Annotated in this window: 14 protein-coding genes; 9 read left to right on the top strand and 5 right to left on the bottom strand. The window is 59.7% G+C overall.

Annotated elements, in window-relative coordinates; genetic code table 11:
• Positions 1-8 precede the first annotated feature (8 nt).
• Together ACCC96_RS10980 and mfd are read right to left on the bottom strand one after the other, a co-directional pair.
• Positions 9-587: a CsiV family protein gene (locus ACCC96_RS10980; RefSeq protein ID WP_019649614.1), complete on the bottom strand. Its 579-nt coding sequence runs from the start codon at positions 585-587 to the stop codon at positions 9-11.
• A gap of 10 nt (positions 588-597) precedes the next feature.
• Positions 598-4,047, bottom strand: coding sequence for a transcription-repair coupling factor (gene mfd / locus ACCC96_RS10975; RefSeq protein ID WP_258672933.1), 3,450 nt, complete (start codon positions 4,045-4,047; stop codon positions 598-600).
• A gap of 354 nt (positions 4,048-4,401) precedes the next feature.
• On the opposite strand from mfd, the gene ACCC96_RS10970 reads away from it, so the two are divergent.
• The gene (locus tag ACCC96_RS10970; RefSeq protein ID WP_413695807.1) at positions 4,402-5,865 is read left to right on the top strand and encodes a glyceraldehyde-3-phosphate dehydrogenase; all 1,464 of its coding nucleotides are present in this window, start codon (positions 4,402-4,404) and stop codon (positions 5,863-5,865) included.
• Positions 5,866-5,964: 99 nt separating this feature from the next.
• Here ACCC96_RS10970 and ACCC96_RS10965 read toward each other — a convergent pair whose 3' ends face one another.
• The 3 genes from ACCC96_RS10965 to ACCC96_RS10955 form a co-directional block, all read right to left on the bottom strand.
• The gene (locus ACCC96_RS10965) at positions 5,965-6,654 is read right to left on the bottom strand and encodes an endonuclease (protein ID WP_413695806.1); all 690 of its coding nucleotides are present in this window, start codon (positions 6,652-6,654) and stop codon (positions 5,965-5,967) included.
• Positions 6,655-6,658: 4 nt separating this feature from the next.
• Positions 6,659-6,949, bottom strand: a complete 291-nt coding sequence (locus ACCC96_RS10960; protein WP_007940214.1) for a DUF1654 domain-containing protein — start codon at positions 6,947-6,949, stop codon at positions 6,659-6,661.
• 164 nt (positions 6,950-7,113) lie between these two features.
• A complete protein-coding gene (locus tag ACCC96_RS10955; protein WP_019582839.1) occupies positions 7,114-8,202 on the bottom strand; it encodes an asparaginase in 1,089 nt (362 codons plus the stop codon).
• Between the two features lie 336 nt (positions 8,203-8,538).
• On the opposite strand from ACCC96_RS10955, the gene ACCC96_RS10950 reads away from it, so the two are divergent.
• The 8 genes from ACCC96_RS10950 to ACCC96_RS10915 all read left to right on the top strand — a co-directional run bounded on the left by ACCC96_RS10950 (position 8,539) and on the right by ACCC96_RS10915 (position 16,170).
• Positions 8,539-8,991 carry a hypothetical protein gene (locus ACCC96_RS10950; protein WP_413695805.1) on the top strand — a complete coding sequence of 151 codons (453 nt, stop codon included), beginning with the start codon at positions 8,539-8,541 and terminating at the stop codon, positions 8,989-8,991.
• 175 nt (positions 8,992-9,166) lie between these two features.
• Positions 9,167-10,123, top strand: a complete 957-nt coding sequence (locus tag ACCC96_RS10945; protein ID WP_019582837.1) for a sugar ABC transporter substrate-binding protein — start codon at positions 9,167-9,169, stop codon at positions 10,121-10,123.
• Between the two features lie 56 nt (positions 10,124-10,179).
• Positions 10,180-11,733: a sugar ABC transporter ATP-binding protein gene (locus ACCC96_RS10940; RefSeq protein ID WP_413695804.1), complete on the top strand. Its 1,554-nt coding sequence runs from the start codon at positions 10,180-10,182 to the stop codon at positions 11,731-11,733.
• The gene (locus tag ACCC96_RS10935) at positions 11,730-12,707 is read left to right on the top strand and encodes an ABC transporter permease (protein ID WP_007940220.1); all 978 of its coding nucleotides are present in this window, start codon (positions 11,730-11,732) and stop codon (positions 12,705-12,707) included. Before ACCC96_RS10940 ends, ACCC96_RS10935 begins: the two co-directional genes overlap by 4 nt.
• A gap of 3 nt (positions 12,708-12,710) precedes the next feature.
• Entirely contained in the window at positions 12,711-13,730 is a 1,020-nt protein-coding gene (locus tag ACCC96_RS10930) for a LacI family DNA-binding transcriptional regulator (protein ID WP_019649606.1), read from the top strand.
• 59 nt (positions 13,731-13,789) lie between these two features.
• Positions 13,790-14,707 carry a ribokinase gene (rbsK, locus tag ACCC96_RS10925; RefSeq protein WP_413695803.1) on the top strand — a complete coding sequence of 306 codons (918 nt, stop codon included), beginning with the start codon at positions 13,790-13,792 and terminating at the stop codon, positions 14,705-14,707.
• Positions 14,704-15,108, top strand: a complete 405-nt coding sequence (gene rbsD, locus ACCC96_RS10920; RefSeq protein ID WP_413695802.1) for a D-ribose pyranase — start codon at positions 14,704-14,706, stop codon at positions 15,106-15,108. Before rbsK ends, rbsD begins: the two co-directional genes overlap by 4 nt.
• 33 nt (positions 15,109-15,141) lie before the next feature.
• Entirely contained in the window at positions 15,142-16,170 is a 1,029-nt protein-coding gene (locus ACCC96_RS10915) for a nucleoside hydrolase (protein ID WP_258672939.1), read from the top strand.
• Positions 16,171-16,175 lie beyond the last annotated feature (5 nt).

Here is a 16,175-nt window from a genome sequence, read left to right as displayed (position 1 = left end):
GAAGTCAATCAGTCCGGAATTTCATCAGGGACTGGCCGAGGCGCAGGGGCGGTCAGCGAGGTGATCTTGATCAACAGGCCCAGGTGGCCGTTGTCGAGGAAGTTCAGCAGGCCGTTCTTGGTGTGGCTTTCCTGTTTCAGGCGTTCGCTGGCGGTAACCATGCCATTGGCGTCAATGTTATTGACCCAGAAGTCGGCGTCGACGTCAGTGAAGCGCCCCAGTTTCAGGCTCAACGTGCCTTCGATCGGGAACTGGCCAAACTGTTCCTTGCCTTCGCTGATCGCGATTTTGCTGGCTTCTTCACCCAGGTTCTGTTGCCAGGCCTTGTGCAGCAACACCGTGTATTCGTTGCTCGCGGTGAGTTTTTCCACTTCGGCATTCAGGCTTGGCGTACGAAAGCTGTCGGGGCTGATGCGTTGGGCACCGGCAGCCCAGTCCTCTGGCGCGGCGCGGCTGACGATGGCAGGCACGGCGTTTTGCCGTACCAGAATCATTTCAACCTGATACAGGTCATCGGCAAACGCGGTCGAGGCGAGCAGCGACATCAACAACGTCATCAACAAGGTCAGTGAGCGAAACAGGCGCATGCGGCGTCCTTCAAGCAGTGGTCGGAATGAGACGCTCGAATAGCGCCTCTACAGTATTAAAGCGTTCTTCCGGGCGTTCCATCGGTACGAGGAATTTGAACATCGTAGCGCCTTCGAATTTGTAGCGTTTAGGCTGGCTCTGGATCAGTTTGATCAGTGTCAGCGGGTCGACCGGGGTCTGTGCCGCGAACTCGATACGACCGCCTTGCGGGCCGCCGTCGACTTTCTTGATGCCCAGCTGTTCGGCCTGCAATTTCAGCGCCGTGATCCGCACCAGGTTCTTGGTCGGTTCCGGCAACAGGCCGAAGCGGTCGATCATCTCCACTTGCAGATCCTTGAGGCCTTCCTCATCGGTGGCCGAGGCAATGCGTTTGTAGAGAATCAGTCGAGCATGAACGTCCGGCAGGTAGTCTTCGGGAATCAACGCCGGTACACGCAGATTGACTTCCGGACCGCCACCCAGCGGTTGATCGAGGTTCGGCTGTTCGCCCTTGCGGATCGACTTCACCGCGCGCTCGAGCATTTCCATGTACAGCGTGAAACCCACAGCCTGGATCTGCCCGCTCTGGCCGTCGCCCAGCAGTTCGCCGGCGCCACGGATTTCCAGGTCGTTGGTGGCGAGCACGAAGCCCGCGCCGAGGTCCTGGGTATTGGCGATCGCTTCCAGACGTTTTTCCGCATCGGGAGTGATTTGCTGGCGCGGTGGTGTCAGCAGGTAAGCATACGCCTGGTGGTGACTGCGACCGACCCGGCCACGCAACTGGTGCAACTGGGCCAGGCCGAACTTGTCCGCGCGTTCGATGATGATGGTGTTGGCGCTCGGCACGTCGATGCCAGTCTCGATGATGGTCGAGGCGATCAGCACGTTGAAGCGCTTGTGATAGAAGTCGCTCATCACCTGTTCGAGTTCACGTTCGCGCATCTGCCCGTGGCCGATGCCGATCCGCGCTTCCGGCACCAGTTCAGCGAGGTCTGCGGCGCATTTCTCGATGGTCTTCACGTCGTTGTGCAGGTAGTAGACCTGGCCGCCACGCAGCAGCTCACGCAGCAGGGCCTCTTTGACTGTGCTCTTGTTCTGTTCCATGACGAAGGTGCGCACCGACAAGCGACGGGCCGGCGGTGTGGCGATGATCGACAGATCGCGCATGCCCGACACCGCCATGTTCAGCGTGCGCGGTATTGGCGTGGCGGTCAGCGTCAGGATGTCGACTTCACTGCGCAGTGCCTTGAGCTGTTCTTTCTGACGGACACCGAAACGGTGCTCTTCGTCGATGATCACAAGCCCCAGGTTTTTGATTTTTACATCGTCTTGCAGCAGCTTGTGCGTGCCTATGACGATGTCGATCTTGCCTTCGGCCAGGTCCGCAACTGCGGCGTTCACTTCCTTGGCCGACTTGAAGCGGCTCATCACTTCCACGGTCACCGGCCAGTCGGCAAAGCGGTCGCGGAAGCTGTTGTAGTGTTGCTGGGCGAGCAGGGTGGTCGGCACCAGAATGGCCACCTGACGACCGCCGTGCACTGCGATGAACGCCGCACGCATGGCCACTTCGGTCTTGCCGAAACCGACGTCGCCGCAGACCAGGCGATCCATCGGTTTCGGCGCGAGCATGTCTTCGCGCACCGCTTCGATGGTGGTTTGCTGGTCCGGGGTTTCTTCGAACGGGAAACCGGCGCTGAAGGTCGCGTAATCGGCTTTCGGGTCTGCGAAGGCATAACCCTCGCGAGCGGCGCGGCGGGCATAGATGTCGAGCAACTCGGCGGCTACATCGCGCACCTGTTCGGCGGCTTTGCGCTTGGCTTTCTGCCAGGTCTCGGAGCCGAGGCGGTGCAGCGGCGCGAGGGCGTCGTCACTGCCGGTGTAGCGAGCGATCAGGTGCAGGTTGGCCACCGGCACATACAGCTTGGCGCCTTCGGCGTATTCGAGGGTCAGGAACTCGGCGGCCTGGTTGTCGATTTCCAGGATCGTCAGCCCCAGATAGCGGCCGACACCATGATCGATGTGCACCACCGGCGCACCTTCGCGCAGCTCGGTGAGGTTTTTGATCACCGCATCGTTGTTGGCGTCGGCGCGTTTCTCGCGGCGACGGCGCTGCATTACGCGCTGACCGAACAATGGGCTTTCGGCAACCAGGGCCAGCGCTGGGTCGTCCAGCAACAGGCCTTCGTCGAGTGGTGCAATGGTGATCGCCAAGCGCTCTTTGCTGGCGACAAAGTCCGGCCAGCTGTCGACGGTTTTCGGTCGCAGCTTCAAGCGTTCGAGCAATTCCAGCAGCACTTCACGACGGCCCGCGGACTCGGCGGTAAACAGCACGCGGCCGGGGAATTCGTCGAGGAAACTGGCCAGCGCCGCCAACGGCTGAGTGGCCTTGGCTTCGATGGCCAGGTTCGGCAGAGGCTGAGCCGGGAAGCGCTCGCGGCCGACACCAGTTTCGACGTCTTGTTGACTGGCCACCACACGGGGCCAGCTCTTCAGGCGCGCAAAGCAGTCTTCCACCGGCAGGAACAACTCGGCCGGTGGCAATAAAGGACGGGACGGATCGACGCGGCGCTCTTCATAGCGGTTGCGCACATCGTTCCAGAAATTCTCCGCGGCCTGTTCGATGCCCGGCAGGGAAAACACTTGCGTGTCCTGGGGCAGGTAATCGAACAGGGTGGAGGTTTCCTCGAAGAACAGCGGCAGGTAGTACTCGATGCCCGCCGGCGTAATCCCGCTGCTCAAATCCTGGAAAATCGGGCAGCGACGGAAGTCGACATCGAAGCGCTCGCGAAACCGCGCCTTGAAGCGGGTCACGGCTTCTTTCTGCAGCGGGAATTCCTTGGCCGGTAACAGCTTGACCGAGTCGACCTTGTCGATGGAGCGCTGGTTTTCCGGATCGAAAGTGCGCAGGGTTTCGATTTCGTCGTCGAACAGGTCAATGCGATAAGGCAACTTGCTGCCCATTGGGAACAAGTCGATCAGCGAGCCGCGCACAGTAAATTCGCCATGCTCGTACACGGTATCGACGTAGCGATAACCGGTGGCTTCAAGCCGGGTGCGCATCTGCTCGACATCGAGTTTCTGGCCGACATCCAGCACCAGGCTGCTGCCGAGCAGGAATTTGGTCGGCGCCAGGCGATGCAGGGCAGTGGTGATCGGCACCACCAGCACGCCGTGCACCAGCTCCGGCAACCGATACAGGCTGGCGATGCGTTGCGAGATGATGTCCTGGTGTGGCGAGAACAGGTCGTAGGGCAGGGTTTCCCAGTCGGGGAAGTGCAGGACAGGCAAATCCGGGGCGAAGAAACTCAGCTCCTGTTCCAGCCGTTCGGCACTCTGGCTGTCGGCGGTCAGTAGCAAGGTAAAGCGCTTGGCAGCGCTGGCGGCCTCGGCGATGGCCAGGCTCAGGGCGGCACCGGGCAGGTTGCCCCAGTGCTGTTTACCTGCCGCGGCAGGGAGAAGCGGTAGACGCAGAACGGGCACGGAAGGTTGAGCTCCAAGCGTTGCGACAAAGTCGGTAATTGTAACGGTCTCGAGTGCCGGCTGTCAGTTGCAGACTGTGTCTATATACACAGGTCGAGCAAAATGTAGTGGTAATGACAAAAACTGGCGATTTAATACTGAAAATGTAGTGCCAAAACCGCCCAGTGTTACGGAGGGTTACGGACACTGTGGCGTTATCGTCGAAAAATTGACTGTGCTGAAAGCCCCGTATTTACTGGGCTGGCGCGGGGCGTGATTTTTTTGAACGGAATTTTGTTACCGCTCGTGCGACAGGCGCGCATTGCTACGGGAGGCTCTCGGCGGCATAATGTAGCCCCTTTTTTCTGCCCCTACATGTGGAAGGTTACCGTGACTCAGAAGCCCGACCAGTGTCTTGGTGAATGGATCGACCGTGAAGCACTCGCAGAAGCGATGATTCCGCTTATCGGTCAGCTCTACCGCAATAACAACGTGGTGAGCTCGATCTATGGCCGCAGTCTGATCAACCAGTCTGTCATCGCGATTCTCAAAGCTCACCGCTTTGCTCGCCATCGCCAGTCCGATGACAGCGAATTGTCCGTCCACGAAACATTCCCGCTGCTCAAGGCAATGAGCGAGCTCAAGCTCGGCGCTGCTTCGGTAGATCTGGGCAAGCTGGCTGTCAAATTCAAAGCCGAAGGCAATGGCCGTACCGCCGAAGCGTTCGTCCGTGACGAACTGGCTGATGTGGTCGGCAAGCAGAATGGTTCCGGCCGTACCGGCACCGACGTTGTGCTGTACGGCTTCGGTCGTATCGGTCGTCTGCTGGCGCGCATCCTGATCGAGAAAACCGGTGGTGGCGACGGCCTGCGTCTGCGCGCCATCGTTGTCCGCAAGGGCGCCGAGAACGATCTGGTCAAACGTGCCAGCCTGCTGCGTCGCGACTCGGTGCACGGTTCGTTCAATGGCACCATCACCATTGATGAAGCCAACAACACCATCACCGCCAACGGCAACCTGATCCAGGTTATCTACGCGAAGAACCCGACTGAAGTGGACTACACCCAGTACGGCATCAAAAACGCGCTGCTGGTGGACAACACCGGTGTATGGCGTGACGCCGACGGCCTGGGCCAGCACCTGGCCTGCCCGGGTATCGACCGCGTTGTTCTGACCGCGCCTGGCAAAGGCAAGCTGAAGAACATCGTTCACGGCATCAACCACGGTGAAATCACCGCTGACGACAAGATCGTTTCCGCCGCTTCCTGCACCACCAACGCCATCGTGCCGGTGCTGAAAGCTGTCAACGACAAGTTCGGCATCGTCAACGGTCACGTTGAAACGGTTCACTCGTACACCAACGACCAGAACCTGATCGACAACTTCCACAAAGGTGATCGTCGTGGCCGTAGCGCCGCGTTGAACATGGTTATCACCGAGACCGGTGCTGCCACTGCTGCCGCCAAGGCGCTGCCTGAGCTGGCCGGCAAGCTGACCGGTAACGCGATTCGCGTTCCGACGCCAAACGTGTCGATGGCCATTCTCAACCTGAACCTTGAGAAAGCCACCACCCGTGAAGAGATGAACGAGTACCTGCGCTACATGGCGCTGCACTCCGATCTGCATAAGCAAATCGACTTCGTCAACTCGCAGGAAGTGGTTTCCACCGACTTCGTGGGCTCGCGCCACGCAGGCGTAGTGGACGCTGAAGCGACCATCTGCAACGACAACCGCGTTGTTCTGTACGTTTGGTACGACAACGAGTTCGGTTACAGCTGCCAGGTAGTTCGCGTGATGGAAGACATGGCCGGTGTAAACCCGCCAGCATTCCCGCGCTAAGCCTTAGCCGCACATGAAAACGCCCCGACTTCGGTCGGGGCGTTTTTGTTTGGGCGCCCGGCGAGGGCGCAATCTGCCGGGGAAAGTCCTGGCAGCCGGTTAGCCGCAGGCCTTCATGTCTACTGGCCCGACAAACTCATTGCCGCGGCCCATCACGCACGCCACGCTCTGATTGCGCTGACGTTCCCAGGCCTGAACCGGGTAGGTCTTGTTCCAGGCTTCGTACAATTGCCGATCCTGTTTCGACAGGCGCAAGCCGTACTGTTTGCTCATGTAGAAATACGTTCGGGCGATCATGCCGCGTATGGAAGGCCGGGGCATGACCTTCTTCGCCTTGAAGTCGACCTGAGTCAGGCACGAGCCATATTGACCCGATTGCACGGGTAGCCAGCCGAAACTGAAATTGCTCCGATCGCCATTCACTTCGCCGATGCTGGGTACCAGATTGTGCAGGTCTGCCTCAGCTTTTTGATAGGTTGGGTCGTAGCGCGTGCAGTTCTTGCGACCTCCCTGTTGCCAGCACTGACGCTGATGGCCGATCTGCCAGGCCGGGACAATGTGTTCCCACTCGATGCGCGAGGCGCGCTTGGCGTTTTTGCGTGGTACATAACCACAGGCGGCGAGGTTCACGCGGTTGCCGGTGTATTTGCAGCCGCAATAAAACTCGGTGGATTGTGGAGCGTACAACTTCCAGGCGACTTTCTTGGCTTCGTTGAAGGTGCGTGGCGCGCCAGCCTGGGCACCAAGGGTGATGAGCAGAAACAGCAAAGCAAACCAGCGGACGCCCATTGACTCAATCTTCCTTCGGCACAACCCAGAAAATCTGCACGCCGCCATCGTCGCGATGGGCGAGGGTGACGTTGTCGTTCTCGTCGATTTCTTCGAGCAAACGCTCCCACTCATCCACGGGCTCGTCCGGAAGACGGAAGATCAGTGCGGCTTTGGCTTTCTGGGCGGTGGGGGAATTGATGATTTTCTGAACGCGCATACCCAGGCGTTCGTAAGCGTCAGGAGAGGCGGAGGTAGTGGCCACGGAGTTATCCTTATTAAGCTGTACGTGCATACAGTATTTAACTGTAGGCATTTTCGCAACTGCTTAAAATTCAAGAAAATCCTCTGACAGTGGTTTTTTCCGTTTGGTGTAGGGCGAAGGGAGATTTTTTATCGGAAAGAGGTCGTGAACCACTCGCCAGGACTGGCGAGTGGTGACAGCGGTGCCCGACCGCGAACGGGTGGGGCGAGGGCGTATCAGTACTCCCAGAACATCCGTTGCAGCTCTTTGCTGTCGTTGGTCTTGGTCAGTGCGACCATGGCCAGGATGCGGGCTTTTTGCGGGTTCAGGTCGTTGGCCACAACCCAGTCGTACTTGTCGTCAGGTTGTTCGGCGTTACGCAGAACGAAACCGCCAGCGTTGACGTGGGAGGAGCGAATGATTTGTACGCCGTCCTTGCGCAGAGCCTGCAGGGCGGGAACCACGCGGGACGACACCGAGCCATTGCCGGTGCCGGCGTGGATGATGGCTTTGGCGCCCGATTGAGCCAGGGCTTTGTAGGCGGTGTCGCTGACGTTGCCATAGGAGTAGGCAATTTCGACGTCAGGCAGACTCTTGATGGTTTTGATGTCGAATTCCGAGTCCATGGTGTGACGCTTGGCCGGCAGGCGGAACCAGTAGGATTTGCCTTCGACCACCATGCCCAACGGGCCCCAGGCACTTTTGAACGCCTCGGTCTTGATGTTGATCATTTTGCTGACATCGCGACCCGACTGGATTTCATCGTTCATGGTCACCAACACGCCTTTGCCACGCGCGTCCTTGCTACTGGCCACGGCGACGGCGTTGTACAGGTTCAGCATGCCGTCGGCCGACATGGCGGTGCCAGGGCGCATGGAGCCGACGACGATAATCGGCTTGTCGGTTTTCTCCACCAGGTTCAGGAAGTAAGCGGTTTCTTCCAGGGTGTCGGTGCCGTGGGTGATGACAATGCCATCGACGTCTTTGCTGTCGGCCAGTTCAGCCACGCGACGTCCCAGTTGCAGCAGGTTGTCGTTGGTGATGCTTTCGGATGCGATCTGCATGACTTGTTCGCCGCGAACGTTGGCCAATTGGCTCAGTTCCGGAACTCCTGCGATCAATTGTTCGATGCCGACTTTCGCCGCTTGGTAGGTGGCGCTGTTGGCGGCGCTGGCGCCCGCGCCGGCAATGGTGCCCCCGGTGGCCAGGATCACCACGTTCGCCAGTTTCTGTCGGGTTTCGACTTCTTTTGCCTGAAGGGCTGTGGGCAGAAGCATAAGCAGGGCCAAAGCGCCCGGAATAAAAGTGTTGAAGGCAGATTTCATTATTGTTTTCTCTAGTAGTGAGACGGTGCAGATGCAGGTTCATCTAGAAGCGCCCCAAGCAGATCTGAACGCCGGGGGTGGAGAGGAAGAGCAGGATCTGTACCAGTCGGACGCTGGAGAAGGTGATCTTTTAACCTGATGATTTTTATCAATATTGTTGTCGTGGCTGGCGATACTTCGCGCCTGGCTGTCCGGGTTTCCGAATATGTTCAGCTTTTATGTTCGGCTCACCGACCTTCATTGAGAAGGTCGCCTTGCATAATCGAAAATCGGTGCTAAAGAAAACCCCGCACAGGTCGATGCTCCTTTAAAGGATCTATTTTTTCAGGAGTTCACATGTCGTTTACTGTCGGTTTTGCAAATGCAGGCGCAATCACTATCGGGGGTAAATCCCCGGCGACCATCAACGACTTGAGTGAAGCAACATCCGACGCCTCGGCCCAGGCGCTGGGCGAAGAGCAGGGCGACGACAAGCAGGTCAGAACCGGTGGCGGCGCGGCGGCTCAGAGCGAAAGCAAATCCGAGAAAACCAGCAGTCAGAGTATTGCGGTGCAGATATTGCTCAAGCGCATGCAGGAACTGCAGCAGCAACTGCGCGAACAGCAGCAACAATTGGCGGCCGCTCAGGCGGCGAATTATTCGACCCCGGAAGCCAAGGCCAGCGCAGTCATGACAATCCAGGGGCAAATCGCCAATACCAGCGCTGCGCTGGCGCAAGTGACCGGCAATCTGGTCAAGGAGCTGGCCAAGGATTCCAGCGGCGGCGGTCTGGTCAACACCACGGCGTGAGGCAAAACGGGTTGGCTTTTGCCAACCGAGACGCGGAACGGGGCGTTGACAAATCTCGGCAGGGTTCGCATAGTTCGGTCTACGCAAACGTTTGCGCGGTCGCCGTCGATGGGTTGATCCATTGATGATCCAGCGCAAGCGTTGCTAAGAATAATCATAAGATCGGAGTGAACCCATGAAGCTGCCATTCGCTGGACGTCTTCTCGCTGTCGCTATGCTGGCTGCCGCATCCGCCGCGTTGCCTGTCTCTTCGGCATTCGCCGCAACCCCTGAAAAACCTAAAGTCGCGCTGGTCATGAAATCTCTGGCCAACGAGTTCTTCCTGACCATGGAAGACGGCGCCAAGGCCTACCAGAAAGACCACTCCGGCGACTTCGAGCTGATCTCCAACGGCATCAAGGACGAAACGGACACGGCCGGCCAGACGCGCATCGTCGAGCAAATGATCCTGTCCAAGGTCAACGCGCTGGTCATCGCTCCGGCAGACTCCAAGGCCATGGTCCCGGTCATCAAGAAAGCAGTCGATGCCGGTATCACCGTGATCAACATCGATAACCAGCTGGACCCGGCTGTCGTCAAAAGCAAAAACATCACCGTTCCATTCGTAGGCCCGGACAACCGCAAAGGTGCGCGCCTGGTGGGTGAATACCTGGCCAAGCAACTGAAGGCCGGTGACGAAGTCGGCATTATCGAAGGCGTTTCCACCACCACCAACGCCCAGCAGCGCACTGCCGGCTTCAAGGATGCGATGGAAGCGGCGCAGATCAAAGTCGTGTCCCTGCAGTCCGGCGATTGGGAAATCGACAAGGGCGGCAAGGTGGCCTCGTCGATGCTTAGCGAATACCCGAACATCAAGGCCCTGCTTGCCGGCAACGATAGCATGGCGGTCGGCGCGGTCTCCGCCGTGCGTGCCGCCGGCAAGGCCGGCAAGGTGCAAGTGGTCGGTTACGACAACATCAATGCGATCAAGCCAATGCTCAAGGATGGCCGCGTCCTGGCCACCGCCGACCAGTTTGCTGCCCGGCAAGCAGTGTTCGGCATCGAGACCGCGCTGAAAATCATCAAAGGCGAGAAAGTCGATAGCGGCGCCAACGGCGTCATCGAAACTCCGGTAGAGCTGGTTACCAAGTAGTCTTTCTGGCGACACAACGGTGCTCGCCCCTTGGGGCGGGCGCATGGAGAGTTTTTATGTCAGTTTCCGCCCCGAACGCTGTCCTCTCGGTCAGCGGTATCGGTAAGACCTACGCTCAACCTGTCCTGACCGGCATCGACCTGACGCTGATGCGCGGCGAAGTGCTGGCGCTGACCGGCGAGAATGGCGCCGGCAAAAGTACGCTGTCGAAAATCATTGGCGGGCTGGTCACGCCGACCACCGGCCAGATGCGATTCCAGGGGCAGGATTACTGCCCCGGCAGCCGCAGCCAGGCCGAAAAGCTGGGCGTGCGCATGGTCATGCAAGAACTCAATCTGTTGCCGACATTGTCGGTGGCGGAAAACCTGTTCCTCGACAACCTGCCCAGCCTCGGTGGCTGGATCAGCCGCAAGCAACTGCGCAGGGCGGCGATCGAGGCCATGGCTCAGGTCGGCCTCGATGCCATCGATCCGGACACCCTGGTCGGTGAGCTGGGTATCGGTCACCAGCAGATGGTGGAAATCGCCCGCAACCTGATCGGCGATTGCCATGTGCTGATCCTCGACGAGCCGACCGCGATGCTGACGGCCCGTGAAGTTGAAATGCTCTTCGAGCAGATCACTCGCCTGCAGGCGCGCGGCGTGGCGATCATCTACATTTCCCACCGCCTCGAAGAACTGGCACGGGTGGCCCAGCGCATCGCGGTATTGCGCGACGGCAACCTGGTCTGTGTCGAGCCGATGGCCAATTACAACAGCGAGCAACTGGTCACCCTGATGGTCGGCCGTGAGCTGGGCGAGCACATCGACATGGGTCCGCGCAATATCGGTGCCCCGGCGCTGACGGTCAAAGGGCTGACCCGTTCCGACAAGGTTCGCGATGTGTCCTTCGAAGTGCGCGCCGGCGAGATCTTCGGGATCTCCGGTTTGATCGGGGCAGGGCGCACCGAATTGCTGCGCCTGATCTTCGGTGCCGATACAGCCGACAGCGGCACCGTTGCGCTGGGTTCGCCGGCTCAGGTGGTGGATATTCGTTCACCGGCCGACGCAGTCGGTCATGGCATCGCGCTGATCACCGAAGATCGCAAGGGCGAAGGCCTGCTACTGACGCAATCGATCAGTGCCAACATTGCCTTGGGCAATATGCCGGTGATTTCCAGCGGCGGCTTCGTCAACAACGGTGACGAGATGTCGTTGGCCCAGCGTCAGATCGACGCCATGCGCATTCGCAGTTCCAGCCCGACGCAATTGGTCTCGGAATTGTCCGGCGGCAATCAGCAGAAAGTGGTGATCGGCCGTTGGCTCGAACGCGAATGCACGGTAATGCTGTTCGACGAGCCGACCCGAGGCATCGACGTCGGCGCCAAGTTCGACATCTATACATTGCTCGGTGAGTTGACCCGTCAGGGCAAAGCACTGGTGGTGGTGTCCAGTGACCTGCGCGAACTGATGCTGATCTGTGACCGCATTGGCGTGCTGTCGGCAGGGCGTCTGATCGACACCTTCGAGCGTGACAGCTGGACCCAGGATGATTTGCTTGCCGCCGCGTTCGCCGGCTACCAAAAACGTGATGCGTTGCTCAACGAAGCAGCGCCTAGGGATCTTCCATGAATACTGCAACTCTGGTCGGCAAACGTAGTGGCAATTTTTACGGCCTCGGCACTTACCTGGGCCTGGCCGGTGCCTTGCTGGCGATGGTCGCGCTGTTCTCTGTGTTGAGCAGCCATTTCCTGTCTTACGACACCTTCAGCACCCTGGCCAACCAGATTCCCGATCTGATGGTGCTGGCGGTCGGCATGACCTTCGTATTGATCATCGGCGGAATCGATTTGTCGGTGGGTTCGGTGCTGGCGCTGGCGGCGTCGACAGTCAGCGTGGCGATTCTCGGCTGGGGCTGGAGCGTGCTGCCGGCGGCGTTGCTGGGAATGGGTGCCGCGGCACTGGCGGGCACCATCACCGGTTCGATTACCGTGGCCTGGCGGATTCCGTCGTTCATCGTGTCCCTCGGTGTTCTGGAAATGGCGCGGGGCCTGGCATACCAGATGACCGGTTCGCGCACCGCCTATATCGGTGATGCCTTCGCCTGGCTGTCCAACCCGATCGCGTTCGGCATCTCGCCGTCGTTCATCATTGCCTTGCTGATTATCTTCATCGCCCAGGCTGTGCTGACGCGTACGGTGTTCGGTCGCTACCTGATCGGCATCGGCACCAACGAAGAAGCGGTACGTCTGGCGGGGATCAATCCGAAGCCCTACAAGATCCTGGTATTCAGCCTGATGGGGCTGTTGGCCGGTATCGCTGCGTTGTTTCAGATCTCTCGCCTGGAAGCGGCGGACCCGAATGCCGGCTCCGGTCTGGAGCTGCAAGTGATCGCCGCGGTGGTGATCGGCGGTACCAGCCTGATGGGCGGGCGCGGTTCGGTGATCAGCACCTTCTTCGGCGTACTGATCATCTCGGTACTGGCGGCGGGTCTGGCGCAGATCGGCGCGACCGAGCCAACCAAACGCATCATTACCGGTGCGGTTATCGTGGTGGCGGTGGTGCTCGATACCTATCGCAGTCAGCGCGCAAGCCGGCGGACCTGAGTCATGGCAACGATCAAGGATGTAGCGGCGCTCGCGGGCATTTCCTACACCACGGTTTCCCATGTGGTGAACAAGACGCGGCCAGTCAGTGAGGAAGTGCGGATCAAGGTCGAGGCGGCAATCAAAAGCCTCGACTACGTGCCCAGCGCCGTGGCTCGCTCGTTGAAGGCGAAAACCACCGCGACCATCGGCCTGCTGGTGCCCAACAGCCTCAACCCGTACTTCGCCGAGCTGGCCCGTGGCATCGAGGATTACTGCGAGCGCAATGGCTATTGCGTCATCCTCTGCAATTCCGATGACAACCTGGACAAGCAGCGCAGCTACCTTCGCGTGCTGCTGGAAAAACGCATCGACGGCTTGATCGTAGCCTCTGCCGGTGGTGACAGCAGCCTGGCCGAAGGCCTGACGGGCGTGCGTACGCCGATGGTGATCGTCGACCGTGACCTGGAGGGTGTCGATGCGGACCTGGTGCGCATCGATCACGAATACGGCGCCTATCTGGCGACCCGGCACTTACTGGAGTTGGGGCATCGGGACATCGCCACGATTGGCGGGCCGGCGAGTACCAGCGTGGCGCAGATGCGTCTGGCCGGTTATTGCCGGGCGTTGAAAGAGGCGGGGGTCGAGGTGCCGCGCGAGCGCATGCTGGAGAGCGATTTCACCAGCACCGGCGGTTACAACGCCGCCGCGATCCTGCTGGAAAAGAACCCGCCCAGCGCGATCTTCGCCGGCAACGACATGATCGGCATCGGTGTGTTGCGTGCCGCTGCCGAGCGCAATATTCGTGTGCCCACCGAGCTGTCGGTGATCGGCTTCGACGATATCCAGATGAGCCGTTACGTCTATCCGGCGCTGACCACCGTGGGCCAGTCAATCCTGCAACTTGGCGAGATGGCGGCCGAGGTGTTGCTGCGCCGGATCGCCGCGCCGGATCTGGCGACCGATCAGCGCATCGTGACGCCCAGTATTGTCCTGCGGGAATCGACCGCGCCGCTGGCCGGTGTGTTTGCCCAATATCGCTGAGCCGAAAGCACCGCTAAACAAAAAAGCACCGCTGAAATCGAATTGATGAGTAAAGATGTATGCCAGCAAAAGTAGTGGTAATAGGCAGCCTGAACATGGACCTGGTGACCCGGGCGCCACGGCTGCCCCGTGGTGGTGAAACGCTGATCGGCCAGTCATTTGCCACGGTTTCCGGCGGCAAGGGTGCGAACCAGGCCGTGGCCGCGGCGCGGCTGGGAGCGCAGGTGTCGATGGTCGGTTGTGTCGGCAGCGATGCTTATGGCGAAGCGCTGCGCGGAGCGCTGTTGGCCGAGCGGATCGATTGCCAGGCCGTCAGTACGGTCGAGGATTCCAGCGGCGTGGCGTTGATCGTGGTCGATGACAACAGTCAGAACGCGATCGTGATTGTTGCCGGTGCCAACGGTGCGTTGACCCCCGAAGTGGTCGACCGTTTCGACAACGTATTGCAGACGGCAGATGTCATCATCTGTCAGCTGGAAGTGCCGGATGCCACGGTCGGCCATGCTTTGAAACGCGGTCGTGAGCTGGGCAAAACCGTGATCCTCAATCCGGCACCGGCCAGTCGCCCGCTACCGGCGGATTGGTATGCGGCCATCGATTACCTGATTCCCAACGAAAGCGAAGCCTCGGCCTTGAGCGGTTTGCCGGTGGACTCCCTGAGTACTGCCGAAGCTGCCGCGACCCGCTTGATCGCCATGGGCGCCGGTAAGGTGATCATCACCCTTGGCGCTCAGGGATCGCTGTTCGCCAATGGCATAACCTTCGAGCATTTCCCGGCACCGAAAGTGAAGGCAGTCGACACCACCGCGGCCGGCGACACGTTTGTCGGTGGTTTCGCAGCGGCGCTGGCGGCCGGCAAAAGCGAGGCCGAGGCGATCCGTTTCGGTCAGGTCGCCGCTGCGCTGTCGGTCACCCGGGCTGGCGCGCAACCTTCGATTCCTACCTTGTCCGACGTACAGGCGTTTAAAGCACCATGAAAAAGACACCTTTGCTCAACGTCGCGTTGTCGCGGCTGATCGCATCTCTGGGCCATGGCGACACCGTCGTGATCGGCGATGCCGGCCTGCCGGTACCGCCCGGCGTCGAGTTGATTGACCTGGCCTTGACCCATGGCATTCCGGATTTCATCAGTACCTTGAAGGTCGTGCTCAGTGAAATGCAGGTCGAAAGCCATGTGCTGACCCATGAGATTCTGGACAAAAAGCCGTCGGCCTTGAGCACCCTGGATGAACTGAATGCCGACGGTGCTCTGGGCCGGCGGGAACTGCTCAGCCATGACCAATTCAAAGCGCTCAGCCGACAGGCACGGGCGATTGTTCGTACAGGCGAATGTCAGCCGTACTGCAACATCATTTTGGTGGCTGGCGTAACGTTCTGACTTTCTGATCTTCCCACGCACAAGGAGTGCGCTATGCACCGCTACGCTCAGAAACTGCATCACCTGCTTCGGAGTCTGCTGCTTTTGTCCCTGATTACCGCAACAAGCGCCCACGCGGCGGAAAAGATCGATTTGATCATCGACACCGATCCAGGTGCCGATGACGTGGTCGCCTTGCTGTTTGCCCTGGCCTCGCCGGAAGAACTGAACATTCGTGCGCTGACCACCGTCGCTGGCAACGTGCGTCTGGACAAAACCTCGCGTAATGCGCGACTGGCCCGCGAATGGGCGGGCCGCGAAGAAGTGCCTGTTTACGCGGGTGCACCGAAACCGCTGATGCGCACGCCGATCTATGCCGAGAACATCCACGGCAAAGAAGGTCTGTCGGGTGTCACCGTGCACGAGCCGAAGAAAGGCCTGGCCAAAGGCAATGCGGTCAACTACCTGATCGATACCCTGAAAGCCGCCAAGCCCCACAGCATCACCATCGCCATGCTCGGCCCGCAGACCAACCTGGCCCTGGCGCTGATCCAGGAACCTGAAATCGTTCAGGGCATCAAGGAAGTGGTGATCATGGGCGGTGCGCACTTCAACGGCGGCAACATCACCCCGGTGGCCGAGTTCAACCTGTTCGCCGACCCACAGGCGGCGGAAGTGGTGCTGAAGAGTGGCGTCAAGCTGACGTATCTCCCGCTGGACGTGACCCACAAGATCCTCACCAGTGAAGCGCGCCTGAAGCAGATCGCTGCACTGAACAACAATGCCAGCAAGCTGGTGGGCGATATTCTCAACGAGTACGTCAAGGGCGACATGGAGCACTACGGCATTCCGGGTGGCCCGGTGCATGACGCCACGGTCATCGCTTATCTGCTCAAGCCGGAACTGTTTACCGGTCGTTCGGTAAACGTGGTGGTCGACAGTCGTGAAGGGCCGACCTTCGGTCAGACCATTGTCGACTGGTATGACGGCCTGAAGGCGCCGAAGAATGCCTTCTGGGTTGAAAATGGCGACGCCCAGGGCTTCTTCGACCTGCTGACCCAGCGCCTGGCTCGCTTGAAGTAATCCAA

Origin of the sequence: Pseudomonas sp. Pseusp11, assembly GCF_047304405.1 — a bacterium.
In the GTDB taxonomy this organism is placed as follows: domain Bacteria; phylum Pseudomonadota; class Gammaproteobacteria; order Pseudomonadales; family Pseudomonadaceae; genus Aquipseudomonas.
The sequence above is the reverse complement of the archived record's forward strand: the minus strand, read 5'-3'. Positions and strand labels throughout refer to the sequence as shown.